Source organism: Streptomyces sp. NPDC005266 (genome assembly GCF_040607655.1).
Classification (GTDB): domain Bacteria; phylum Actinomycetota; class Actinomycetes; order Streptomycetales; family Streptomycetaceae; genus Streptomyces.
Genome location: NZ_JBEXHC010000012.1, coordinates 97,812 through 120,133, shown reverse-complemented (window position 1 = coordinate 120,133; position 22,322 = coordinate 97,812). Strand labels below are relative to the sequence as shown.

The window sequence follows — 22,322 nt, the reverse complement described above, 5'->3', positions numbered from 1 at the left end:
CTTTCGCCGGAGGCCCGGCTTTCGCCGGAGGCCGGGCTCAGCTCCGAACCGCGCCGGTGACGATCCAGCGGCCGGAGCGGGCGCGCAGCCACAGGGTCGCCAGCCGGACCGACATCATCAGTGCGATGGTCCACCACAGCACGGTCAGTCCCCCGCCGAGCGCGGGGACGAGCAGCGCGACCGGGGCGAAGACGGTCAGCGTGACGATCATCGCCCAGGCGAGATACGGACCGTCCCCCGCGCCCATCAGCACCCCGTCCAGGACGAAGACGACGCCCGCGACCGGCTGGATGAGGGCCGTCACCAGCAGCGCGGGCAGCAGGGTGCCCTGTACCGCCGGATCCGTGGTGAACAGGGGGATGAACAGCGGCCGGGAGACGACCACCAGCAGACCGAGGACGATGCCCGCGGCGATGCCCCACTGCACCATCCGGCGGCAGGCGGCCCGCGCCCCGTCGGCGTCCCCCGCCCCCAGATGGCGTCCGATGATCGCCTGGCCCGCGATGGCGATGGCGTCCAGAGCGAACGCCAGCAAACTCCACAGGCTCAGCACGACCTGATGGGCGGCGATATCGGTGTTGCCCAGGCGGGCCGCCACCGCCGTCGCGATCAGCATCACGGCGCGCAGCGAGAGCGTACGGATCAGCAGCGGGGCCCCGGCCTGCGCACAGGCCCGGATCCCGGCGGCGTCGGGCCTCAGTGAGCTGCCATGGCGCCGGGCGCCCCGGACGACCACGGCGAGATAGACGGCGGCCATCGCGGTCTGGGCGATCACCGTGCCCCAGGCGGAGCCCGCGATGCCGAGCCCGGCGCCGTAGACGAGTCCCACGTTCAGCGCGGCGTTGGCGCCGAAGCCACCGACGGCGACGTACAGCGGGGTGCGGGTGTCCTGGAGACCGCGGAGCACCCCGGTGGCCGCGAGCACCACCAGCATCGCGGGGATGCCGAGGGCGCTGATCCGCAGATAGGTGACGGCGTACGGGGCGGCGGTGTCCGAGGCGCCGAAGAGACCGACGAGGGCGGGGGCGGTGGGCAGGGTGACGCCGATGACGGCGGCGCCGAGGAGCAGGGCCAGCCAGATGCCGTCCATGCCCTGCCGGATCGCACCGGCGAGGTCGCCCGCGCCGACGCGGCGGGCCACGGCGGCGGTGGTGGCGTAGGCGAGGAAGACGAAGATGTTGACCGCCGTGGCGAGCAGGGCGGCGGCGATGCCGAGACCGGCGAGCTGAGCGGTGCCCAGATGGCCGACGACGGCGCTGTCGACCATGACGAAGAGGGGCTCTGCCACGAGGGCGCCGAAGGCGGGTACGGCGAGTGCGACGATCTCGCGATCGTGGCGGCGGGCGGTGCTCCGTGCGCTCGTGGGGGCCTGTGTCATAGAGGCAATGTAATCTTCCACAGGTAAGAGACACAAGCCAAGAGGAGTCCTTACAAGGCGGCGTGCGGGGCGATCTTCTCTGCGCCCTTTGTCGTGATCTTGAGCTCGGTGTGGAAGTTTTTCTTCTACACAGCCCCTGGATGGAGAAACCGCAGGTCAGAGTGGCTGTCTCGGGGGGATTGTGTGTTTGTCCACAGCGCTGTCCCCCGGCCCGTGCACAGGTTCACGCGACTTACCCACAGGATGACTCACATCATCCACATGGCCTGTGGATAACCAAGTTGGCTGGCGGTCCCGACGGGCCTACCGTGGTCCGGCGCCCGCCATCTGTTCCGGCCTCGAAAACACCAGAACTCGACGCGCCGTGACCGGAAGCCGGGCGCCTGTGTTTGTCATAGCCGTCCCGTAAGAAGAAGGGCACGGCGAGGTCCGCAGCGCGGACGGGAGGAGGTGGCGGGGTGAGCGTGCCCGAGCCCATGGACGACCCATGGGCGGACTCCGGCCCGGCCGACCGGTTCCCGTCCCCCCGTTTCCGCCGCGGCGAAGGCGGCGGCCGGGGCCGTGACGAGCAGCATGAGCGCGGGCGCGACGGAGGTGGCGGCTCCGCCTGGGAGGGCTCCGGGTTCGAGCGCGTCCCGCCGCAGGACCTCGACGCCGAGCAGTCCGTGCTCGGTGGCATGTTGCTCTCCAAGGACGCCATCGCCGATGTGGTGGAGGTCCTCAAGGGCAATGACTTCTACCGCCCCGCCCATGAGACCGTCTACCAGGCGATCCTGGATCTGTACGCCAAGGGCGAGCCGGCCGACCCCATCACCGTCGCCGCGGAACTGACCAAGCGCGGTGAGATCGCCCGCGTCGGCGGCGCCTCGTATCTCCACACCCTCGTCCAGTCGGTCCCCACCGCGGCCAACGCCGAGTACTACGCGGAGATCGTCCATGAGCGCGCCGTACTCCGGCGCCTGGTCGAGGCCGGCACCCGCATCACCCAGATGGGATACGCGGCGGACGGCGACGTCGACGAGATCGTCAACAACGCCCAGGCCGAGATCTACGCCGTCACCGAGCAGCGCACCAGCGAGGACTATCTGCCGCTGGGCGACATCATGGAGGGCGCGCTCGACGAGATCGAGGCCATCGGCTCCCGCAGTGGGCAGATGTCCGGGGTCCCCACCGGGTTCACCGACCTCGACTCGCTGACGAACGGGCTGCACCCGGGCCAGATGATCGTCATCGCCGCCCGCCCCGCCATGGGTAAGTCCACCCTGGCCCTGGACTTCGCCCGCGCCTGCTCGATCAAGAACAACATGCCCAGCGTCATCTTCTCCCTGGAGATGGGCCGCAACGAGATCGCGATGCGTCTGCTGTCCGCCGAGGCTCGGGTGGCGCTGCACCATATGCGGTCCGGCAGCATGACCGACGAGGACTGGACGCGGCTCGCCCGGCGGATGCCGGATGTCTCCCAGGCGCCGCTCTACATCGACGACTCCCCGAACCTGTCGATGATGGAGATCCGCGCCAAGTGCCGCCGCCTCAAGCAGCGCAACGATCTGCAGCTGGTCGTCATCGACTACCTCCAGCTGATGCAGTCCGGCGGCGCGCGGCGCCCCGAGAGCCGTCAGCAAGAGGTCTCGGACATGTCGCGAAACCTGAAGCTGCTGGCCAAGGAGCTGGAAGTGCCGGTCATCGCGCTCTCACAGCTGAACCGTGGTCCGGAGCAGCGCACGGACAAGAAGCCGATGGTCTCGGATCTGCGTGAAAGTGGCTCCATCGAGCAGGACGCGGACATGGTCATCCTGCTCCACCGCGAGGATGCCTACGAGAAGGAGTCCCCCCGCGCGGGCGAGGCGGACCTCATCGTGGCCAAGCACCGTAACGGACCGACGGCCACGATCACCGTCGCCTTCCAGGGCCACTACTCCCGCTTCGTCGACATGGCCCAGACCTGACGCGGTGGCGGGCCCAGACCTGACGCCTGGCGCCCGCGCTACCGCGTGGTGTGGGCGCCGCCGTTGACATGGAGGGTCTGGCCGGTGACGTGGCGGGCGCCGGGGGAGGGCTGCCCGCGGACGAACGCGCCGTACTCGTCGCACTGCTGGACAAGCTGCTCACGGATGTCGGACGGCGTCAGGGCGGCGTCTGACGGCCCGGGGGCCCTCGGCGCGGGCCGCCCGCCGCACACCGCGGCTGTCGGCGCGAGCCCGGGTCAGATCACGTCGGCGAGCTCCTCCAGCAGCCGACGCTTCGGTCGGGCGCCGACCATCGACCGGACCGGCTCGCCCGCCCGGAACACCATCAGCGTCGGCATCGAGAGCACGCCGTACGCCGCCGTGGTGCCCGGGTTCTGGTCCACGTCAAGCTCCACCACGTTCAGCCGGTGCGCCTCCTCCCGTGCGATCTCCGCCAGTACCGGCGCGATCATCCGGCACGGGGGGCACCACGAGGCGGTGAACTCCACGAGCACCGGCAGCTCGGCCTCCAGCACTTCTTCGGCGAAGGTGGCGTCCGTGATCACGGACACTCCCTCGGTGTGCGTCTGCGTCATCTCGTATCTCCCGTGGTGTCGGTCCCATGACGGCCTCTTCGGGCGGTGTCAGCTCGCAGCCGGTGTCAGCTCGCAGCCGCTGTCAGCTCGCAGCGCGGCTCCGGCGGTCCGCTCGGTGCCGTGGCCGCTGCCTCCAGGGCCGCCCGGGCCCGTTCGGCCTCGGCGAGCTGCGCGCCGACCCGCTCGCGTACGTCGCTCAGCCGCGCGATGCACTCGTCCAGTTCGGCCAGCTTGCGCCGGTAGACCTCCAGCGACGCCGGGCAGGAGTCACCGGCCGGATGCCCGGAGCGCAGGCACTCCACGAACGGCCGGGTCTCCTCCAGCCCGAAGCCGAAGTCCTGGAGGGTGCGGATCTGCCGGAGCAGCCGGAGATCGTCCTCGTCGTACGCCCGGTATCCGTTGCCGGTGCGCCGCGCGGGCAGCAGTCCGATCGACTCGTAGTAGCGCAGGGTGCGGGTGGTGGTTCCCGCCCGTTCGGCCAGCTCTCCGATCCGCATGGTGACGACGGTAGACCTTGACCCTGACGTCAAAGCCAGACACATGCGCGGGCCGGCCGCCGTAGGGTGCGGGCATGACCGCACCCCGGATCCCCCCGCCCTCCGATGAGTTCGCGGAGCTGCTGCCCGCCACCCGTCGCGCCCTGCTGCGGCGCGTCGCCGTCGGCCAGGTCGATGGGCGTGCCCCGTCCCTGGTGGGGGCCGTGGTGCGGGAGGGGCGGCTGGTGTGGACGGCGTCGCGCAGCTGTGTGGACGGGCACGCACCGGACGCCGATACCCAGTACCGCATCGGATCGCTGACCAAGACCTTTGTGGCGGTGCTGGTGATGCGGCTGCGCGACGAGGGGCTGCTTGACCTCGCCGATCCGCTGGCCAAGCACCTCGATGTGCCGGAGGCGGAGGGCGCGACCGTGGCCCAGCTCCTCTCCCACACCTCCGGGCTGGCCGCCGAGGCGCGCGGCCCCTGGTGGGAGCGCACACCCGGCACGCTGCGCCCCGGCACGGCGGACATCTTCGGCGAGCGCCCGCTGCTCCACCCGGCTGGCCGCCGCCACCACTACTCCAACCCCGGTTTCGCGCTGCTCGGCGCGCTGGTCGAGCGGCTGCGCGGCGCGCCCTGGGGCGAGGTGCTGGCCCGTGAGGTGCTGGAGCCGCTGGGGATGGGCCGCACCTCGGCGGCGCCACGGGCCCCGCACGCCGGGGGATGGGCCCTGCACCCCTGGGCGGATGTTCTGCTGCCCGAACCGGCGGAGGACACCGGGCGGATGGCCCCGGCCGGACAGCTCTGGTCGACCGCCGGTGACCTGGCCCGCTTCGCAACCTTCCTGCTGGACGGGGATGAGCGGGTGCTCGACGCCTCGACGCTCGCCGAGATGAGGACGCCCGCCGCCGCCCCCGACGGCGGCGACTGGGACGGCGGCTACGGGCTCGGGGTGCAGTTGATGCGCGACGGCGGCCGGTCCCTGCACGGCCACACCGGGTCCATGCCCGGTTTTCTCGCCGCCCTGTGGGTGAGCGCCGAGGCCCGGCTCGCCGGGATCGCGTTGGCCAACGCCACCTCCGGGCCTGCCATCGGTGCCGTCGCCGCCGACCTGGTGGGGATCGTGGCGGAGCACGAGCCCCGTATCCCCGGACCCTGGCGGCCGCTGTCCGAGGCCGATCCGGCGCTGCTGGCGCTCACCGGGCCCTGGTACTGGGGCGCCAACCCCTTTGTGCTGAGGCTGCGCGCCGACCGGGCCCTGGAGCTGTCCCCGGTCGGCGGGAACGGCCGCGCCTCGCGCTTCAGGGCCGAGCCGGACGGCACCTGGACCGGTCTGGACGGCTACTACGCGGGCGAGACCCTGCGCGTGGTCGAGGGCGAGGACGGCGTGCCCGCCCACCTCGACCTCGGCACCTTCGTCTTCACGCGTGAGCCGTACGCGCCGCACGGCGCGGTGCCCGGCGGCGTCGACCCGGAGGGCTGGCGCGGGCTCTGACGGTCCCGATCAGGCGAGCGGCAGCTTGAAGCCGACGTGGCTGGCCTCGAAGCCGAGGCGCTCATAGAAGCGGTGGGCGTCGGTACGGGTCGCGTCCGAGGTCAGCTGGACCAGCACACAGCCCTCGCGGCGGGACTCCGCCACGGCCCATTCGATCAGCTGGGTGCCGAGCCCGCTGCCGCGCTCGGCGGAGTGGATCCGGACCGCCTCGATGATCGAGCGGGTGGCGCCGCGCCGGGACAGCCCGGGGACCACGGTGAGCTGGAGGGTGCCGACGGCACGGCCGTCCCGGACCGCGACGACCAGCCGCTGATTCGGATCCCGATCGAGCCGCTCGAAGGCGGCGCGGTACGGAGCGGGGTCGTCGGGGGACTCCCGCGTGGCGCCGAGCGGATCGTCGGCCAGCATGGCCACGATCGCGGGTATGTCATCGGCGGTCGCGCGCCGGATCTCGAAGTCGGTCACGCGGCGAGCCTATGGCCGGCCGGTGGGCCTGCGGCAGGTCGCGCGATGGGTCTGCGGTCGGCCGCGCGGTGCGCTTACGGCCGGCCGCGCGGTGCTTCTACGGCCGGCCGGGCCGGGCGCCTACGACGGGGACCACAGCCCCTCGACGGCGGTGACCAGCGGTGCCAGCTCCGGCCGCCGGGCGGCGTCCTTGAGGGCCTCGCGCAGCGCGGCGTCATGGGTCGGCCGCGCCTCCTCCAGCAGCGCCAGCCCCTCGGGGCTGACGTTCGTGTAGATGCCGCGGCGGTCGGTCGGGCAGATGTAGCGGGACAGCAGGCCGCGCCCCTCCAGCCGGGTGACCAGCCGGGTGGTGGCGCTCTGGCTGAGCACCACGGCGTCGGCGACCTCCTTCATCTGCAGATGGCCGCCCTCGCCGTCGTGCTGGCCGCTGAGCACATTCAGCACGGCGAATTCGCGGACGCTCAGATCGTGCCCGGCCTGGAGCGCGCGCTCGATATGCGCCTCGATCCGGCCGTGCAGGGAGGACAGGGCGCCCCAGCCCTGGGCCAGCGCCTGCCCCGCGGACAGTGCGGTGGCGCCGTGCGGCTCGTCCGACATGGGACCCCTCCTTCAGTGGGTGAGCAGGATCCATGGTAATGCAGCAATGAAATAGACGGCGTGTGCAAGTACCCCGGGCGCGCGCTCGAATGATCAGCGCCCGCGCAACCGCCGCCCGCGCGCGGTCAGCCCCCACGGCTTGATCACCGAGATCGCGGTGAGGAAGACATAGACGCTCAGACTGACCGACGGGGCCAGGATCAGATCGGTGGTCGCCCCGACCGCCCGGCCCGCCGTCACATCGGCCATCGCGGCGTTGATACGGGCGCGCAGCGCGAACGCCGTGGCGGCGGTCGTCACCAGCGTCAGCCAGAACTTCACCCACACCCACCGGTACCGGGCCAGCCCCCAGGGCGTCCCCAGGGACAGCACCACCCCACTGGCCAGCGCCAGCAGACTGACCGGGATCAGCAGCCAGTCGCCCATCACATCCATCGACCGGTATGCCGCCCCGGCCTCCTCGGCCGACCCGGCGACGGCCCCCGTGATCCCGAGGGCCAGCATCCCGAGGGTCAGCCCGAGCCAGCCGACGGAGACGACGACATGCACGACGAGGAGTCCCCGGCGGACGGGGCGTTTCAGCTGCTGCATGCCCACCACCGTCGCGTGCCGTGGCCCGCGCGGCGTCTGACGGCGGGAGTATCCGCGCGTACGCGATCCCGAGTACGTGGCAGCACTCGAGCGGCGGAGCGACGACGCCGGCGGGGCGGGCGGTGGACGGTCGCGCCGATGACGGCCGGGCGGAGCCGGGGCGGCGGGACGCGCTGCGCGGCGAGGTTCTGCGGACACCGAGGGACGCGGGACCGCCGGAGGACGAACCGGTAACCGAGCCGTTGCCGCCGCGCAAGCCGGAGGCACGGCGCACAGCGGAAGCGGGGAAGTCCGCAGCCAGGCCGGAAGACCGCCGACGGCTACCTCGCCGAAAACGCGCCGTTCCGGTACCACATCCACGACGGTGTGGTGACGATCACACGTAGCGGAGCCCGGATCGGCGAGGAGACGCTCGCGCCGGAGCCTTCCCCGAGCTGACCGAAGGGCAGTCGCCGGGTGAGGATGCCGCCGTGCCGTCTACGCTCGGCTGCCATGACCAGACTGCATCTGTTCGATCTGGACGGGACGCTCATCCACGGCTCCGCCGCGGCGGTTGAGATATCCCGTCAGCTCGGCCTGGAGCGGGAGATCGGTGAGCTGGAGCGGGCGTTCGCGGCTGGGGAGCTGAGTACCGCGCAGTTCGCGGAGCGGGCCTGTGCGTTGTGGGCGGGGCTGACGGAGGCGCATGTGCTGGCGGCGTTCGAGGGGGCGCCGTGGCTGGCGGGGATCCGTGAGGTGTGGGCGGACATCCGGGCCCGGGGCGAGCGCTGTGCGGTGATCTCGCTCTCGCCCGGCTTCTTCGTGGAGCGGCTGCTGGAGTGGGGCGCGGATGCGACGCACGGGTCGGCGTGGCCCTCGGTGCCGTTCCGGGAGCCGGTGGATCCGACCGGGATCCTCACCCCTGCCGCGAAGGTCCGGATCGCCGATGAACTGTGCGGGAAGTTCGGGTTGACCAGGGCCGACTGTGTGGCTTACGGGGATTCGATGTCGGATGCGGAGCTGTTCACGGTGGTGCCGTTCTCGGTCGCGGTGAACGCGGACCACCATGTGAGCGAGATCGCATCTTGTGCGTATACCGGGCGTGATCTACGGGAGGCTTACCAATTGACGAGTTACCGCACGTAACTACGGGTAATTACGCAAGTTGGCAGGTGTAATGGGGGTGGTGCACTTGGGGCTTGTGAATTCATCCCGGCCCGGTAGGGTCGAGTCCGGTTCCGTACAGCGCGCTGTGGCGGGGTCAGAACCGGGCAACCCCGGCCAACCAGCATAACGGGAACACTGCCCCCGTTTCCCGGACTTCGGGTTAATGTGCCCGGAGCGGAGAACGAGCGTGGCATGCTGCCCGGAAGAGAGTACGGAGCGGGCCCTCAGGAACAATCTCGCGTGAACCAGTGCACCAGAACGGGGAATTGCGGGCACATTCCGGCTGCGGAAGTGCGAAGACCGACAGAAAGATGTTCGAGGCGAGGCAACCATGGACGCTCCGACCACCACGTCGTCGGCCGGTAACGATGGATCCGGCGGAAACAGTGGCGACTGGGGTTGGTTCACCCCGAGCAGGAAACCAGCCGAGGACCAGACCCGTGCCCCGGACCGGGAGGACGAGCAGCGGGTGCCCAACCGCCCGGTGAGCCCGATACGGCCGGTGGGCTCGGGAGCCGAGCGCCGTACGCAGTCCTCCGAGTCGATACGGCCTCCTGAACCCGTACGGCCCGCCGGCCCCGCACGGCACGTCGGCTCCGTACCGCCTCCCGCGCCCGGGCCCGCTTCCACGGGCCGCGAGACCGCCCCCGGCGCGCGTGAGGAGCATCAGCGCCCCGACGAGGCGCCGGCCCCACAGGACGTCCGGCCGGGCTTCGACGCCGCCTTCGCCGCGCCCGAGGCGGCCTCGCCCGACGCGATACTGCTGCGCCGCACGATGGCCGAGATCGAGCCCGTCAGCGACAAGGTCACCTCGTACTTCTACGCGCTGCTCTTCGTCCAGCACCCCGAGCTGCGGCCGCTCTTCCCGGCCGCCATGGACGCCCAGCGTGACCGGCTCTTCAAGGCGATGCTCACCGCCGCCCGGCTCATCGACGACCGCGACATCCTCACCGACTTCCTCTCCCGGCTCGGCCGCGGCCACCGTAAGTACGGCACGCAGCCCGAGCACTACCCGGCGGTCGGCGAGTGTCTGATCGGCGCGCTGACCCGCTACGCCGTCAACTCCTGGAGCGATGAGACCGAGGCGGCCTGGGTGCGCGCCTACACCCAGATGTCGCAGGTCATGATCGACTCGGCGGCCGAGGACGAGCTGCGCGCCCCCGCGTGGTGGCAAGCCGAGGTGGTCGGGCATGAGCTGCGCACCTCCGACATCGCTGTCGTCACGGTCCGCCCGGACCAGCCGTACCCCTTTCTCGCGGGCCAGTACACCTCGCTGGAGACCCCGTGGTGGCCGCGGGTGTGGCGGCATTACTCCTTCGCCTCCGCGCCGCGCCCCGATGGGCTGCTCTCCTTCCATGTGAAGGCCGTCCCGGCCGGGTGGGTCTCCTCCGCGCTGGTGCACCGGGCCCGCCCCGGCGATGTGATCCGCCTGGGTCCGCCCGCGGGTTCCATGACGGTCGACCACTCCTCCGACAACGGGTTGCTCTGCCTCGGCGGCGGCACCGGGATCGCGCCGATCAAGGCGCTGGTCGAGGATGTCGCCGAGCGCGGACGTCAGCGGACGGTCGAGGTGTTCTACGGCGCCCGCAGCGATCACGACCTCTATGACATCGACACCATGCTGCGGCTGGCGCAGAAGCATCCATGGCTCTCGGTCCGCCCGGTCGTCTCCGACGGTCCGACCAATGGACTCAGCGGCAGACTTCCGGACGCCGTGCGGCAGTACGGCCCGTGGAACGCGTTCGACGCGTATCTCTCCGGACCGCCCGGGCTGATCCGCAGTGGTGTCGACACGTTGATGGGCATCGGCATTCCGTCCCATCGCATACGCCATGACTCCATCGAGGAGCTCGCGGCGGCGGCCGAGTAGAAACGTGAAACCCGACAGACAAACCGGCGATTCGATGGCGAATCAGAACGGGGACGAGGACAGTGGACAGTACGGAGCACCTGGACGAGCGCATGGGGCGTCCGGGGAGCGACGGCGAACATCTGCTGCAGCGACGTCTGGGCACGGTTGAGCGCGCCGACCGCTTCTACGACGAACAGGTGCTGGACCACCTCAACGTCCGGATGCGGGAGTTCATCGGCCGTCAGGAGATGTTCTTCCTCGCCACCGCCGACCGGCACGGTGAGTGCGACAGCACCTTCCGGGCGGGGCCGCCCGGGTTTCTGCGGGTGCTCGACGCCCGCACCCTGGCCTATCCCGAATACCGGGGAAACGGTGTGCTGGCCAGCCTCGGCAATATTCAGGAGAACCCGCATCTGGGCCTCCTCATGGTCGACTTCCTCCGTGATCGGATCGGGCTGCATGTGAACGGCAAGGCCCGGGTGGTGGAGGACGCCGCGATGCGCGCGGCGCAGCCCGGCCTCCCGGTCGACCCGGTGCCGGGGCGGCGCGCGGTGGTGTGGGTCGAGGTGACCGTCGAGGAGGCCTATATCCACTGCGCCAAGCACATCCCGCATCTGCAGAAGGTCCCCGCGCAGCGGCGGGGCGCCGTCCAGGGCAGGCACCGCGGCCTGGAGGGCGAGGCGGCCCGTGAGCACAACCGGGCGCAGGACCACCGGGCGCAGGATCACCGGGCGCAGGATCGCCGGGCGCAGGACCACCGGGCGCAGGACCAGGAACGGGACCGGGAGCAGGACTGGGGGACGGACGACGTCAAGCGCAAGGGCGGCGACTTCTTCCATGCCGCCGCCGAGGCGCGTGAGGGACGCCGGATGCCTCCCGCGGAGCGAGTGCCGGAGTGGGCGCGCCGGCCCATGCCGCACCCCGAGGATTGGCGCGAGGAGGCCGAGCGGGTGCTGGCCGAGGCGCGTCAGCGGGCGGCCCGGAGGGTCGAGCAACCGTTCGGCGGCTGGTTCCGCTAAGCGGTTACGACGAAGTCAAGTGCTGATCCTTCTCGGCGTCCAAGCCCTCGGCCAGGCCGAACGGCGAGGGATCAGCGGCGAACTTCACCGCATCCGCTTGGAACGGAGCCCGAGCGCGGCTGGGGCGTGGCTGGGGTGCGGCCGAGCCCGGCTGGAGCCCGGCCGCACCTCAGCCGAGGTCGTCCGCGAGCAGCGCCAGCACGCCCTCGATGTTCGCGTCGAGGTAGGCGCGCAGCGACGGCGGCACCACATCGACCGAGGCGATCCCCTCGCGGCTGAAGGGGATGCGCACCACCTCGTACTCCCCGCACGGCTCGTCCACCTCCGGGCCGTGCCGCCGTGACAGATCCATCGACGCCAGTCTGCAGACGAAGAAGTGCTGTACCTTCACCCCGTCCGCGCCGGCGGTGCCCTCACCGGGATGCGGAACGGTGTCGACGAAGGCGGGCACCACATCCGTCACCTTGGCGCCCAGCTCCTCGTCCACCTCGCGGTGCAGGGCCTCGACGACGCTGGCGTCCTCGGGCTCCACACCGCCGCCCGGAGTGATCCAGTACGGCGCCTCACCGGGCTTGGTCCGCTTGATCAGAACCATCCGGGGGTCGGTCTCGCCGTCGAGCAGGATGGCGCGGGCGGTGCGTTTGACCACGGGTCGTTCGGTCATGGATGACATGTGCCGCACCTGTCGGCCGGTGAAACCACTTACTCACCAGTCGACAGCCGCGCGCAGCAGCCACTCGTGCGCCCGCGCGATATGCGGCAGCGCGAGCCCACCGGTCCGTACGACCAGGAAATAGGTGCGCAGCGGCGGCACCGGGGGGTTGAGCAGCGCCATCACCTCCCCGGCGTCCAGGGCGTCCATGCACAGATAGCGGGGCAGGACGCCGAGCCCCGCGCCCTTGGCGACGCAGGCGAGCACCGCCCGCAGATCGGGCGCGATGATGGTGCCCGCGGTGACCGGACGGGTGTCGAAGACGGCCGACCAGTAGCGGGTGAGCAGCGGCAGACTCTCATGCACCTCCACGACGGGCAGCGCCTCCAGCGCGCTCGCGCCCTTGACCTGGAGGACCGCGGAGCCGCCGAGGCGGGCGGCCCAGCGCGGCGCCGCGACCAGCACATGTTCCTCGTCGCACAGCGGGGTGGCGGCCAGTAGCCGGCCGCGCGGCCGGGCGGTGGTGATGGCCAGCTCATGGCGGCCGGCGGCCAGCCCCTCGAACAGCTCCTCGGCGCTGCCGAAGGCGCAGCGCACCGCGAGCCCCTGGGTGACCAGCGGGGTCAGTGCGGGCAGGGCGCGCAGCGTGGTGAACTCCGGAGGGCCCGCGAGGTGCAGGGTGCGCAGCGCGGAACTGTCGTCCAGACCCGCCTCGGTGATCTCCACCAGCGCGTCGAGATGCGGGGCGGCCTTGTGGGCGAGCTCTTCCCCGACGGTGGTGGGGACGACGCCGCGCGCGGTACGGAGGAACAGGGGGCGGCCGAGCTGCCGCTCCAGGGTGCGGATCTGGCCGGTGACGGCCGGCTGGGAGAGCCCGAGGAGCGCGGCGGCGCGGGTGAAGGACCCGGCGCGGTGGACCGTGACGAATGTACGTAAGAGGGCCAGATCCATGCGGTTCCCCTCGCCTCGACCCACCCCCCGACCAATGCCAACTATAAATATGCCGATAGGTCCATGTCGCTACTGTGATTGGACACTGACGCTGAGTCAACTAGCCTTGTTCGAGCGGTTCTCCACGTGAGAACCGGGGCGTCTCAAGCCACGAGGGGGGAGGCTTGAGACGCCCATCCAGGCGTACCCGCAGGCTTTCAGCCACGCCCCGTCGCGTGTGCCGTGTCGAGCGCGTGCAGCACATCGGCGATCAGATCGTCCGCGTCCTCCGCGCCCACCGAGAAGCGGATGAAGCCCTCCGGCACCGCGTCCCCGCCCCACCGTCCGCGCCGCTCCGCCGTTGAGCGCACCCCGCCGAAGCTGGTGGCGTCGGCCACCAGCCGCAGGGCGGCCAGGAAGCGTTCCGCGTGACCCTTGTCCGGGAGGGTGAAGGAGATCACACAGCCGAAGCGCCCGCCGCGCATCTGCGCCGCCGCCACGCGATGGGCGGGATCGGCCGGCAGACCGGGGTGGCGCAGCGCGGTGATCTCGGGGCGGTCGCGCAGCGCCTCGGCGAGCGCGAGGGCGGTCGCCGCCTGGCGGTCGGCGCGCAGCTGGAGGGTGGCCAGGGAGCGATGGGCGAGCCATGCCTCCATGGGGCCGGGAATCGCTCCGACGGTTTTGCGCCAGAGACGCACCGCGGCCGCGAGCTCCGGATCGCGGCAGGTCACATAGCCGAGCAGGACGTCACCGTGGCCGGTGAGCGCCTTGGTGCCGCTGGCGACGGCGAAGTCGGCGCCGAGCTCCAGCGGGCGCTGGCCGAGCGGCGTGGCGAGGGTGTTGTCAACGGCGACCAGCGCGCCGCGGGCGTGCGCGGCCTCGGCGAGGCGGCGGATGTCGCAGACGTCCAGACCGGGGTTGGACGGAGTCTCCAGCCACAGCAGTCTCGTCCTGTCGTCCAGGACGCTCAGCTGGGCGTCGCCGCCGGTCGGGGCGGTGCGCACCTCGATGCCGTAGCTCTCCAGCCGCTCGCTCACGGCGGGGAGCAGCTGATAGCCGTCGGACGGCAGGACAGCCGCGTCGCCCTGGCGCAGCTGCGACAGCAGTACGGCCGAGATCGCGCCCATACCGGAGGAGAAGACGACCGTCTGGGCGTCGGTTCCGGGGGACTCCAGCTCGCTGATCGCCCGTTCCAGCAGGGACCAGGTGGGGTTGGCGTCCCGCCCGTAGGTGTAGGGGCCGGTGGCCTCGCCGGGCAGGTGGTAGTGGGAGGCGAAGACCGGGCCCGGCAGCGTCGGTTCGTACGCCTCCGCCTCGGGCAGCCCCGCCCGTACGGCGCGGGTGCCGTCGCCGGTCATACGGACCCCTTCCCCGAGGCCGGGGCACCGGCCGCGTCGTCGGTTTCGTCGGGCGGGGCGTCACCGCAACGCCGCGGAGCCCGCGCGGCGGCGAGGGCCTCGCCGACCGCGTCCAGCAGTCCGCCGCTCGCGGCCTCGACCATCCCCAGGCACTCCTCGAAGTCGCCCGTGTCGCCGAAGTACGGGTCCGGCACATCCAGCCCGCCCAGCGTGTCCGGGTCGGCATCGGGGTCGTAGCTGCGCAGCAGCCGTACCTTCGCGGCGTCGTGCGGGGTCGGCGCGAGGGCGCGCAGCTCGTGCAGATGACCGCTGTCCAGCGCGATCACCAGGTCGAGCCGGTCGAACCACTCGGCCTGGAACTGGCGCGCGATGTGATGCTGCTCATAGCCGTGGGCGGTGAGCACGGCGATGGCGCGGCGGTCGGCCCCGTCGCCCTCGTGCCAGGGCCCGGTGCCCGCGCTGTCCACCTCGACGAGACCGTCGAACCCGGCTTCCCCGGCATGGGCGCGGAAGACGGCTTCGGCCATCGGCGAGCGGCATATGTTGCCGGTGCAGACGAAGCAGACACGGTAGGGCGACGGGTCTCTCATACCTCCCATCATCCCCGGCCGTGATCAGTCCTCGTCATCGGGCAGCACGACATGCAGGGCCCACGCGACTATGGAAATGATCAGGCCGCCGAGCAGGGCGGTGCTGAAGCCTTCGACATGGAAGGTCAGGTCGAGCTTTCCGGCCAGCCAGGAGGTCAGCAGCAGCATCAGGGCGTTGATCACCAGGGTGATCAGCCCGAGGGTCAGGATGAACAGCGGGAACGCCAGCAGCTTGACGATCGGCTTGACCACCACGTTCACCACACCGAACAGCAGCGCTACCAGGACCAGGGTGAGCGCCTTGCGACCGGTGTTGTCACCGGTGAGCGTGATGTCCTTGAGCAGCCAGATGGCGACGCCGAGGGCGCCGGCGTTCGCGATCGTCTTGACGAGAAAATTCTTCATGGTTGAGATCGTCGCAGACAGCCCTTGCGACAGGCAGGGGTCATGGCAGGCAGGGGTGGAGAGGCGAATGAAGGCGTTCCGGCTGGATGAGCTGGAGGCGGAGCGCGCCGCCAACGACGGCGCGTATCTGCAGTTTCTGCGCGAGCGGAACATGTCGGTCGGGCTGTACGCGATCGACGCGGGCCAGACCGATCCACAGTCGCCGCACGGCCAGGACGAGGTGTACCTGGTGGTCAGCGGCCGGGCGTCGATCACGGTGGGGATGGAGACGACCCAGGTGGCGCGCGGCAGCGTGGTGTACGTGCCCGCGGGAACGGCCCACAAGTTCCACCACATCTCCGAGGACCTGCGGGTCCTGGTGGTCTTCTCTCCGCCTGAGAGCTGATCCGGGGGGTACCGGTCCCGTAGGGGTCCGGTCAGGGGAGGACGGGGGCCGCGGCGCCTCCGTCCGCCTCCGTCCCGCCCTAGCATCGACGGCAGGGGAAACCGGCCGTCGGCGGCCGGACCCACGTGTCGCAGAGAAAGCAGGGAGCAACGTGGCCACCAAGGGGATATTCCAGGGCTTGCCGTGGTGGGTGACCTGGATCGCGGTGCCGGTTCTCGTCCTCGCCGTGTTCGGCGGCCTGATCATGAGCGTGCTCGGGTTCGTCATCAACCTGGTCTTCAAGGCCCTGCTGCTGGTCGCGCTCATCGCCGGCCTGATCTACGTCGTACGGAAGTTCACCTCCTCCTCCTCGTCCCGCGACTGGTGACCCGGCGGCCTCGCGCGGGTACGCCGCGCGGGGGACACCGCGGGGCGGCCAACGGCCACGCGGCACCACTCCCGTTAGAGTGCGAGACCTCGGCGTTCTCCTTCTCGGCGTCGTCTGCCTCGCAACACACCCCGGGGGTGCCTGTTGACGACAGCGAACATCGACACGGCCGGTGAGCCGGCCTCGATCTCCCGCGCCCTGGGCCGGCGCCGCCCGGCCCCATGGGTTCCACCGCGGCAACACTGGCCATTTCCGTTCCCTCACATGAGGCAAACCGACTCCGCACCGCAGTCGAGTCGCTACGCTCCAGAGTCGGCGAAGCGCAAACAACCCGGGGCGGCGAACGATGCGTGAGATGCGTGACACAGTCCAGGCGGAAGTGACGATGACCTTCCTGGTCTCGCAGGACCTCTCCTTCCGGATCCCGGTCGAGCTGTCCTACGACAGCAGCGACCCCTACGCGGTCGAGATCACCTTCCACCTGCCCGGCGACGCGCCGGTCAGCTGGGCCTTCGCCCGGGAGCTGCTGCTGGACGGGCTGAGCAAACCCACCGGCGAGGGCGATGTGCGCATCGCCCCGGCCTCGCCCGAGGGGCTGTCGGACGTCTTCATCAGGCTCCAAGTGGGACGCGAGAGAGCCCTGTTCCGGGCCGGGGCCGCGCCCCTGGTGGCCTTCCTGGACCGTACGGACCGGCTGGTCCCGTTCGGCGAGGAGCCGACGGCCTGCGATCCGGTGGACGATCTCGACGCCGAGCTCGACCGCATCCTGGCCGAGGACCGGTACGCGGGCTAGGAAGCCCGCGCCGTACGGGGGCACGCCCCGGCGGCGGCTCAGCGCGCCCGTGCCCGACGGCGCCGCCCGCGTCCGCCCCGGCCTGCCTGGCCTCCCGCTTGGTGCGTGCGCTGCCCGCCGCCGCCCTGCGGCGTGCGGTCCGCGGAGACCACGAGCACGGCCAGCGCCGTGGTCACCGGCACCGAGGCGACGAGCCCGATGCTGCCCACGAGCGTCCGTACGATCTCCTGCGCGACGATCTCGCTCGTGGCCACCGTGCCCACGCCGCTGTCCGCTATCGAGAAGAGCAGCAGCAGCGGAAGCGACGCGCCCGCATAGGCCAGCACCAGCGTGTTCACGACGGACGCGATGTGGTCCCGCCCGATCCGCATCGCGGACGCGTACAGCTTGCGCCGGGACGTCGTGGGGTCCGCGCCCCACAGCTCCCAGACCGCCGAGGTCTGCGTGACCGTCACATCGTCGAGCACACCCAGCGAACCAATGATCACACCGGCCAGCAGCAACCCGCGGATCTCGATATTCGGATAGAGACCGTGCACCAGACCGGTCTGGTCGTCGGTGTTGCCGGTCAGGCTGGCCCACCCGATGAACACCGAGCCGAGCACGCCGATCAGCAGCAGCGAGACCAGCGTGCCGAGCACGGCGACGGACGTACGGGCCGTCAGCCCATGGCACATATAGAGCGCGAGCAGCATGATCGCGCTGCCCCCGACGACCGCGACCATCAGCGGATTCGAGCCCTGGAGTATCGCCGGGAGGATGAACAGCGTCAGCACCCCGAAACTGATGGCCAGCGCCACCAGCGCGAAGACCCCGCGCAGCCGCCCGACCGCCACGACGGCGAGTGCGAACAGCCCGGCGAGCAGCGCCATCGGCATCGACCGGTCGACGTCGGAGACCGAGTACTGGAGGTTCTTGGGGGCCTTGGGCGCGTACGCCAGCTTCAGCTCCTGGCCGACGCTGAAGTGGCGTGAGGCGTTGGGCTGCACGATTTCGGGGAAGGTGCGGCCTTTGTCCTTGCCCGAGGTGACCTCGATGGTGGTCTTCTCGCAGATGCTTTTCCTGCCGTCGGGGCCGGCCTGTCCGCCCGGTCCGCCGGGGCCGCCCGAGCCGGGGGGCTGCGCGGCGTTCTGCCCCGGCTCGCTCGGCTGCTGCGGTATGGCGTTGACGTCGGCGCAGTTGACCCCCTCGACCTTCACGACCCGTCCGGCGACGGTCTGCTGGTCGAAGCCGAGCCCGGAGCGCTCTTGCGCCTTGTGCTCGGGGCCGCCCGGCCACAGCACGATCAGCCCGGCGACGACGGCCGCCGCGAACGGGATGAGCACCGCTCCGACGACCTTGCGGAGACGGGCGGAGGCGGGCGCGGCCGGGCCATGGCCGTGGGAATGGCCGTGGCTGTGGGTGTGGCCGTCTGCCCCCGGGGTGCGGTCCTGCTCGGGCGGATGATGGTCCTGCGATGTCCGGGTCACGGTCGCATCATCGCAAGAGCGCTGGGCCCCCTGTTCAGGGACGCCGGAAAACCGTTAGCGTGGGGGCGCCTTTGCAATCGCGGGAGCTCGGAGCACCGGGCTGAGAGGGCGCTGACGCGACAGCTGCGCCGACCGCTGAACCTGTTACCGGGTAATGCCGGCGTAGGGAGTGGGTCTCATGACTCAGCAGGATGCACACATGCGCGAAAACGCCGCCGAATTCGGCTGGCATAAGGGATATGTCACGGGTTCGCGCCCGGACATCCAGGTTCCGGTTCGCCGGGTGCACCTCACCAACGGCCGGGATGTGACGCTGTACGACACCTCCGGCCCGTACACCGACCCCAACATCGAGACGGACGTCCGCCGTGGCCTCGCGCCGCTGCGGCAGAACTGGATCACCGCCCGCGGCGACACCGAGGAATACGCGGGCCGCCCGGTCCGCCCCGAGGACGACGGCGTCAAGCACACCGCGCCGCGCGGCGGGCTGCGCAACCTCGACGCGGTCTTCCCCGGCCGCCCGCGCCAGCCGCGCCGGGGCCGCGACGGCGCCGCCGTCACCCAACTCGCGTACGCCCGAAGGGGCGAGATCACGGCCGAGATGGAGTACGTGGCGCTCCGCGAGAACGTCTCCCCCGAGGTCGTCCGCGAGGAGATCGCGGCGGGCCGGGCCGTTCTCCCGGCCAACGTCAACCACCCGGAGATCGAGCCGATGATCATCGGCAAGCGATTCCTGGTGAAGGTGAACGCCAACATCGGCAACTCCGCCGTCACCTCCTCCATCGAGGAAGAGGTCGAGAAGATGACCTGGGCCACCCGCTGGGGCGCCGACACGGTCATGGACCTCTCCACCGGCCGCAACATCCACACCACCCGCGAGTGGGTGCTGCGCAACTCCCCGGTCCCCATCGGCACCGTGCCGCTCTACCAGGCGCTGGAGAAGGTCGACGGCAAGGCCGAGGAGCTGACCTGGGAGATCTACAAGGACACCGTCATCGAACAGGCCGAGCAGGGCGTCGACTACATGACGGTCCACGCGGGCGTCCGGCTCCCGTACGTCCCGCTGACCGCCCGCCGCAAGACCGGCATCGTCTCGCGCGGCGGCTCGATCATGGCCGCCTGGTGCCTGGCCCACCACAAGGAATCCTTCCTCTATACGCACTTCGAGGAGCTGTGCGAGATCCTCGCGGCGTACGACGTCACCTACTCGCTGGGTGACGGGCTGCGCCCCGGATCGATCGCCGATGCCAACGACGAGGCGCAGTTCGCGGAGCTGCGCACGCTCGGCGAGCTCAACCGCGTCGCCAAGGAGCACGGCGTCCAGACGATGATCGAAGGCCCGGGGCATGTCCCGATGCACAAGATCAAGGAGAATGTCGACCTTCAGCAGGAGATCTGCGAGGAGGCCCCCTTCTACACCCTCGGGCCCCTCACCACCGATATCGCCCCCGCCTACGACCACATCACCTCGGGCATCGGCGCGGCGATGATCGCCTGGTGGGGCACGGCGATGCTCTGCTACGTCACCCCCAAGGAACACCTCGGCCTGCCCGACCGCGACGACGTCAAGACCGGCGTGATCACCTACAAGATCGCCGCCCACGCGGCCGACCTGGCCAAGGGCCACCCCGACGCCCAGGCCTGGGACGACGCCCTCTCCGACGCGCGCTTCGAATTCCGCTGGGAGGACCAGTTCAACCTGGCCCTCGACCCGGACACGGCCCGCTCGTACCACGACGAGACGCTCCCGGCGGAGCCGGCCAAGACGGCGCACTTCTGCTCCATGTGCGGGCCGAAGTTCTGCTCGATGAAGATCTCGCAGGACATCCGCCGCCAGCACGGCGGCGCGATGGACGCGGCGGAAGCCGAGGCCGGAATGGCCGAGAAGTCGAAGGAGTTCGCGGCGGCGGGCAACCGGGTGTATCTGCCCATCGCGGACTAGCCCTCGCCGCCTTGTCCCGCGCTGACCGGCCCCGGCCTTTGCCGGGGCCGGTCAAGCGATGTCCCTCCGTCACGCGGCGGCCGGCCGGCTGACGACCGCCTCGGCGACCGCCCTGTCGGACGGCTGCTCGACGCGGGCTCCCGTGGCCGCGTAGACGAAGTCGTTGACCTCCATGGCATCGCGCCGGGCGGCTCGGCCGGCGGCGTGTTGTGTTCGCGCATGTGCGCATCACCTCCGCCACGGACGGTAAACATGTTGATGGGTAAAATCCCCCGGAAAGGCGGAAGTTCGCTCGATGGATGGGGAATGGATCATTCCGCTGGCAAGTCATCCAGCTCACCCTCCGCCTCATCGGAGGGGTGGGACAGTGATCGATCTCTGGAGCAGCCCATGGACAACTGTCAGGCACTGCGCATAGCCAACGGGCACTTCTCCGAACTCCTCCGTGGCATGGGGGACGACGGTTGGGAGCTGGCCACTCCGTGCAGTGAGTGGAACGTCCGGGATCTGGTGGGGCATGTGATCGCGGGGCATGCCCATCTGGTGTCCGCGCTGACGGGCGACGAGGTCACGCCCGGGCCGGGCGACACGTTCGACGCGTGGGCGGCGCGGGCGCAGGAGGCTGCGGGAGGGCCGGGGGTGTTGGAGCGGACGGTGCGGAACAAGGTGTTCGGGGAGCTGAGCGGGGACGCGGCCGTGCGGGTTCGCTGGAGCGATGCGTATGTGCACGTATGGGATCTGTCGCAGGCCCTCGGCGCGGAGTTCACGCCGGACCAGGCGCTGGCCGAGGTGATGCTGGAATGGCTGGAGCCGCTGGGGCCGGGGATCAGCGCGACGGGGCAGTTCAAGGCTGTCCCCGACCCGGGGCCCGGGGCGGACGCCTTCGCCCGGGTGCTGGCGCTCACCGGGCGGGAGGCGTCCCACGGGGTCTAATCGGGCTGGTGTTCCGGGCCGCCGTAGTCGGGGCTGGTGAAGTCCGGGCTGCTGTATCGGGGGCGGGCCCTGGGGCCCTCGCCGTCGGTGCTGAAGCCGGGGCGGGTGTAGCCCAGGTGCGGGGTGCGCCCCATGGTCTCGGACCGTCCCGGGACGTACGTCGGGGAGGCGGCCGGGGCGGAGGCCGGGGCCGGGGTTGCGGGGGCCGCCGGGTTGGCCAGGGCCTCGCGCAGGAAGGGCAGCACCCCCCGTTCCAGCAGGGTCTGGCGCCAGATCTCTCTGGCGCGGTCCGTTTCCTCGAGCTGTTCGCTGTGGGCCCCGCCCCGGATCGCGCTGGAGCCGTTGCGCAGCGCGGTGAGGAGGAGGCCGATGGCGGCGATCAGGATGCCCATGGCGGTGAGTGCGGCGAAGAACCAGCCCGCGGTGATCATCGGCTGGGCGATGGACGGGGCGGGGTCCAGGGCGTTCAGGACGTAGCCGACGAGGAGGAAGATGATGGCGGCGGTCCCGGCGAGCACCGGGGCAAGCACCGCGAGCATGGCCACGAGCCCGGCCCCGGCGGCGTTCTGCATCGCGTCGGCGAGCCCCATCGGGCCGTCCGTGTGCTCGCCGCCGCCCCCGTCGCTGTCACCGACGAGGGGCTGCAGTGGGGAGGGCTCACGCAGCTTGGCGCGGGCGTTCACGTAGTCCTGGTATTCGGCGGCCGCGCATGCCGATATGGCGGCCGAGGCGCTGAGCGCCATGGTGCGCAGCTGCTCGGCGCTGAGCCGCTGCCCTATGCCGTTGAGGCCCGGGCGACGGTCGGCGTTACGCAGCGCGTCGTCGAGAACTCGCTCGAACTCCGGGCGGTCCTCGGTCAGCAGGTGCGGAGCGCTTTTCATGGTGCATCCCCCGATGCTCCGTAGGGCCTTGATGCCGGCTTCACCGGGCAGTCGG

General features: G+C 70.9%; 24 protein-coding genes and 1 riboswitch. Of the genes, 11 read left to right on the top strand and 13 right to left on the bottom strand.

The features are described 5' to 3' along the window. Positions 1-37 precede the first annotated feature (37 nt). A complete protein-coding gene (locus ABZU99_RS22000; protein WP_355943099.1) occupies positions 38-1,378 on the bottom strand; it encodes an MATE family efflux transporter in 1,341 nt (446 codons plus the stop codon). A gap of 458 nt (positions 1,379-1,836) precedes the next feature. On the opposite strand from ABZU99_RS22000, the gene dnaB reads away from it, so the two are divergent. Continuing rightward, the gene (dnaB, locus tag ABZU99_RS21995) at positions 1,837-3,324 is read left to right on the top strand and encodes a replicative DNA helicase (protein WP_355943101.1); all 1,488 of its coding nucleotides are present in this window, start codon (positions 1,837-1,839) and stop codon (positions 3,322-3,324) included. Between the two features lie 50 nt (positions 3,325-3,374). Continuing rightward, complete coding sequence (locus tag ABZU99_RS21990) at positions 3,375-3,518, top strand: hypothetical protein (protein ID WP_355943103.1); 144 nt, start codon at positions 3,375-3,377, stop codon at positions 3,516-3,518. A gap of 63 nt (positions 3,519-3,581) precedes the next feature. Here ABZU99_RS21990 and trxA read toward each other — a convergent pair whose 3' ends face one another. Both trxA and ABZU99_RS21980 read right to left on the bottom strand, forming a co-directional pair. Beyond that, positions 3,582-3,920, bottom strand: a complete 339-nt coding sequence (gene trxA / locus ABZU99_RS21985; protein WP_355943105.1) for a thioredoxin — start codon at positions 3,918-3,920, stop codon at positions 3,582-3,584. 65 nt (positions 3,921-3,985) lie between these two features. Next, entirely contained in the window at positions 3,986-4,417 is a 432-nt protein-coding gene (locus tag ABZU99_RS21980; protein WP_355943107.1) for a MerR family transcriptional regulator, read from the bottom strand. A gap of 74 nt (positions 4,418-4,491) precedes the next feature. Between ABZU99_RS21980 and ABZU99_RS21975 the strand changes: the two genes are divergently transcribed. Beyond that, positions 4,492-5,892: a serine hydrolase domain-containing protein gene (locus ABZU99_RS21975; RefSeq protein ID WP_356046721.1), complete on the top strand. Its 1,401-nt coding sequence runs from the start codon at positions 4,492-4,494 to the stop codon at positions 5,890-5,892. Between the two features lie 9 nt (positions 5,893-5,901). On the opposite strand, the gene ABZU99_RS21970 is transcribed toward ABZU99_RS21975, so the two are convergent. From ABZU99_RS21970 to ABZU99_RS21960, 3 genes are all read right to left on the bottom strand, one after another. Beyond that, entirely contained in the window at positions 5,902-6,357 is a 456-nt protein-coding gene (locus tag ABZU99_RS21970) for a GNAT family N-acetyltransferase (RefSeq protein ID WP_355943110.1), read from the bottom strand. 120 nt (positions 6,358-6,477) lie between these two features. Continuing rightward, complete coding sequence (locus tag ABZU99_RS21965; RefSeq protein ID WP_355943112.1) at positions 6,478-6,954, bottom strand: MarR family transcriptional regulator; 477 nt, start codon at positions 6,952-6,954, stop codon at positions 6,478-6,480. 93 nt (positions 6,955-7,047) lie between these two features. Further along, positions 7,048-7,545: a DUF2269 domain-containing protein gene (locus ABZU99_RS21960; protein ID WP_355943114.1), complete on the bottom strand. Its 498-nt coding sequence runs from the start codon at positions 7,543-7,545 to the stop codon at positions 7,048-7,050. A gap of 492 nt (positions 7,546-8,037) precedes the next feature. Between ABZU99_RS21960 and ABZU99_RS21955 the strand changes: the two genes are divergently transcribed. From ABZU99_RS21955 to ABZU99_RS21945, 3 genes are all read left to right on the top strand, one after another. Further along, positions 8,038-8,670, top strand: a complete 633-nt coding sequence (locus ABZU99_RS21955) for an HAD-IB family phosphatase (protein WP_355943115.1) — start codon at positions 8,038-8,040, stop codon at positions 8,668-8,670. A gap of 352 nt (positions 8,671-9,022) precedes the next feature. Further along, positions 9,023-10,561: a globin domain-containing protein gene (locus tag ABZU99_RS21950; RefSeq protein ID WP_355943117.1), complete on the top strand. Its 1,539-nt coding sequence runs from the start codon at positions 9,023-9,025 to the stop codon at positions 10,559-10,561. A gap of 92 nt (positions 10,562-10,653) precedes the next feature. Continuing rightward, positions 10,654-11,562 (top strand): pyridoxamine 5'-phosphate oxidase family protein, encoded by a 909-nt coding sequence (locus ABZU99_RS21945; protein WP_355943174.1) that lies wholly within the window; start codon positions 10,654-10,656, stop codon positions 11,560-11,562. Positions 11,563-11,731: 169 nt separating this feature from the next. Here ABZU99_RS21945 and ABZU99_RS21940 read toward each other — a convergent pair whose 3' ends face one another. From ABZU99_RS21940 to ABZU99_RS21920, 5 genes are all read right to left on the bottom strand, one after another. Beyond that, positions 11,732-12,226 carry an NUDIX hydrolase gene (locus ABZU99_RS21940; RefSeq protein WP_355943119.1) on the bottom strand — a complete coding sequence of 165 codons (495 nt, stop codon included), beginning with the start codon at positions 12,224-12,226 and terminating at the stop codon, positions 11,732-11,734. Between the two features lie 42 nt (positions 12,227-12,268). Next, complete coding sequence (locus tag ABZU99_RS21935) at positions 12,269-13,165, bottom strand: LysR family transcriptional regulator (RefSeq protein WP_355943121.1); 897 nt, start codon at positions 13,163-13,165, stop codon at positions 12,269-12,271. A gap of 197 nt (positions 13,166-13,362) precedes the next feature. Beyond that, the gene (locus ABZU99_RS21930; RefSeq protein WP_355943123.1) at positions 13,363-14,502 is read right to left on the bottom strand and encodes a cystathionine gamma-lyase; all 1,140 of its coding nucleotides are present in this window, start codon (positions 14,500-14,502) and stop codon (positions 13,363-13,365) included. Next, the gene (locus ABZU99_RS21925; protein WP_355943125.1) at positions 14,499-15,092 is read right to left on the bottom strand and encodes a low molecular weight protein-tyrosine-phosphatase; all 594 of its coding nucleotides are present in this window, start codon (positions 15,090-15,092) and stop codon (positions 14,499-14,501) included. The genes ABZU99_RS21930 and ABZU99_RS21925 overlap by 4 nt, the downstream gene beginning before the upstream one ends. 24 nt (positions 15,093-15,116) lie before the next feature. Then, entirely contained in the window at positions 15,117-15,497 is a 381-nt protein-coding gene (locus ABZU99_RS21920; protein ID WP_355943127.1) for a phage holin family protein, read from the bottom strand. A gap of 67 nt (positions 15,498-15,564) precedes the next feature. On the opposite strand from ABZU99_RS21920, the gene ABZU99_RS21915 reads away from it, so the two are divergent. The 3 genes from ABZU99_RS21915 to ABZU99_RS21905 all read left to right on the top strand — a co-directional run bounded on the left by ABZU99_RS21915 (position 15,565) and on the right by ABZU99_RS21905 (position 17,042). Continuing rightward, entirely contained in the window at positions 15,565-15,882 is a 318-nt protein-coding gene (locus ABZU99_RS21915; protein ID WP_355943129.1) for a cupin domain-containing protein, read from the top strand. Between the two features lie 151 nt (positions 15,883-16,033). After that, positions 16,034-16,249, top strand: coding sequence for a DUF5326 family protein (locus ABZU99_RS21910; RefSeq protein WP_355943131.1), 216 nt, complete (start codon positions 16,034-16,036; stop codon positions 16,247-16,249). A 355-nt stretch (positions 16,250-16,604) separates the two neighbouring features. Next, positions 16,605-17,042: an SsgA family sporulation/cell division regulator gene (locus ABZU99_RS21905; protein WP_355943132.1), complete on the top strand. Its 438-nt coding sequence runs from the start codon at positions 16,605-16,607 to the stop codon at positions 17,040-17,042. A 38-nt stretch (positions 17,043-17,080) separates the two neighbouring features. Here ABZU99_RS21905 and ABZU99_RS21900 read toward each other — a convergent pair whose 3' ends face one another. Further along, positions 17,081-18,511, bottom strand: a complete 1,431-nt coding sequence (locus ABZU99_RS21900; RefSeq protein ID WP_355943134.1) for a YibE/F family protein — start codon at positions 18,509-18,511, stop codon at positions 17,081-17,083. A 69-nt stretch (positions 18,512-18,580) separates the two neighbouring features. Then, positions 18,581-18,697: riboswitch (TPP riboswitch) on the top strand. Here ABZU99_RS21900 and thiC point away from each other — a divergent pair. Together thiC and ABZU99_RS21890 are read left to right on the top strand one after the other, a co-directional pair. Then, a complete protein-coding gene (gene thiC, locus ABZU99_RS21895; protein WP_355943136.1) occupies positions 18,690-20,453 on the top strand; it encodes a phosphomethylpyrimidine synthase ThiC in 1,764 nt (587 codons plus the stop codon). It overlaps the preceding riboswitch by 8 nt. 390 nt (positions 20,454-20,843) lie before the next feature. Then, positions 20,844-21,386 carry a TIGR03086 family metal-binding protein gene (locus ABZU99_RS21890; protein WP_355943137.1) on the top strand — a complete coding sequence of 181 codons (543 nt, stop codon included), beginning with the start codon at positions 20,844-20,846 and terminating at the stop codon, positions 21,384-21,386. Here ABZU99_RS21890 and ABZU99_RS21885 read toward each other — a convergent pair. Continuing rightward, positions 21,383-22,267, bottom strand: coding sequence for a hypothetical protein (locus tag ABZU99_RS21885; protein ID WP_356046715.1), 885 nt, complete (start codon positions 22,265-22,267; stop codon positions 21,383-21,385). The two genes, ABZU99_RS21890 and ABZU99_RS21885, sit on opposite strands and share 4 nt — an antisense overlap. Positions 22,268-22,322 lie beyond the last annotated feature (55 nt).

Excerpts from the sequence above, each read along its gene's own strand:
- ABZU99_RS22000 (WP_355943099.1), bottom strand. The coding sequence starts at position 1,378 with ATGACACAGGCCCCCACGAGCGCACGGAGCACCGCCCGCCGCCACGAT.
- trxA (WP_355943105.1), bottom strand. The coding sequence starts at position 3,920 with ATGACGCAGACGCACACCGAGGGAGTGTCCGTGATCACGGACGCCACC.
- ABZU99_RS21980 (WP_355943107.1), bottom strand. The coding sequence starts at position 4,417 with ATGCGGATCGGAGAGCTGGCCGAACGGGCGGGAACCACCACCCGCACC.
- ABZU99_RS21975 (WP_356046721.1), top strand. The coding sequence starts at position 4,492 with ATGACCGCACCCCGGATCCCCCCGCCCTCCGATGAGTTCGCGGAGCTG.
- ABZU99_RS21965 (WP_355943112.1), bottom strand. The coding sequence starts at position 6,954 with ATGTCGGACGAGCCGCACGGCGCCACCGCACTGTCCGCGGGGCAGGCG.
- ABZU99_RS21960 (WP_355943114.1), bottom strand. The coding sequence starts at position 7,545 with ATGCAGCAGCTGAAACGCCCCGTCCGCCGGGGACTCCTCGTCGTGCAT.
- ABZU99_RS21955 (WP_355943115.1), top strand. The coding sequence starts at position 8,038 with ATGACCAGACTGCATCTGTTCGATCTGGACGGGACGCTCATCCACGGC.
- ABZU99_RS21950 (WP_355943117.1), top strand. The coding sequence starts at position 9,023 with ATGGACGCTCCGACCACCACGTCGTCGGCCGGTAACGATGGATCCGGC.
- ABZU99_RS21945 (WP_355943174.1), top strand. The coding sequence starts at position 10,654 with ATGGGGCGTCCGGGGAGCGACGGCGAACATCTGCTGCAGCGACGTCTG.
- ABZU99_RS21940 (WP_355943119.1), bottom strand. The coding sequence starts at position 12,226 with ATGACCGAACGACCCGTGGTCAAACGCACCGCCCGCGCCATCCTGCTC.
- ABZU99_RS21935 (WP_355943121.1), bottom strand. The coding sequence starts at position 13,165 with ATGGATCTGGCCCTCTTACGTACATTCGTCACGGTCCACCGCGCCGGG.
- ABZU99_RS21930 (WP_355943123.1), bottom strand. The coding sequence starts at position 14,502 with ATGACCGGCGACGGCACCCGCGCCGTACGGGCGGGGCTGCCCGAGGCG.
- ABZU99_RS21925 (WP_355943125.1), bottom strand. The coding sequence starts at position 15,092 with ATGAGAGACCCGTCGCCCTACCGTGTCTGCTTCGTCTGCACCGGCAAC.
- ABZU99_RS21920 (WP_355943127.1), bottom strand. The coding sequence starts at position 15,497 with ATGAAGAATTTTCTCGTCAAGACGATCGCGAACGCCGGCGCCCTCGGC.
- ABZU99_RS21915 (WP_355943129.1), top strand. The coding sequence starts at position 15,565 with ATGAAGGCGTTCCGGCTGGATGAGCTGGAGGCGGAGCGCGCCGCCAAC.
- ABZU99_RS21905 (WP_355943132.1), top strand. The coding sequence starts at position 16,605 with ATGCGTGACACAGTCCAGGCGGAAGTGACGATGACCTTCCTGGTCTCG.
- thiC (WP_355943136.1), top strand. The coding sequence starts at position 18,690 with ATGACTCAGCAGGATGCACACATGCGCGAAAACGCCGCCGAATTCGGC.
- ABZU99_RS21890 (WP_355943137.1), top strand. The coding sequence starts at position 20,844 with ATGGACAACTGTCAGGCACTGCGCATAGCCAACGGGCACTTCTCCGAA.
- ABZU99_RS21885 (WP_356046715.1), bottom strand. The coding sequence starts at position 22,267 with ATGAAAAGCGCTCCGCACCTGCTGACCGAGGACCGCCCGGAGTTCGAG.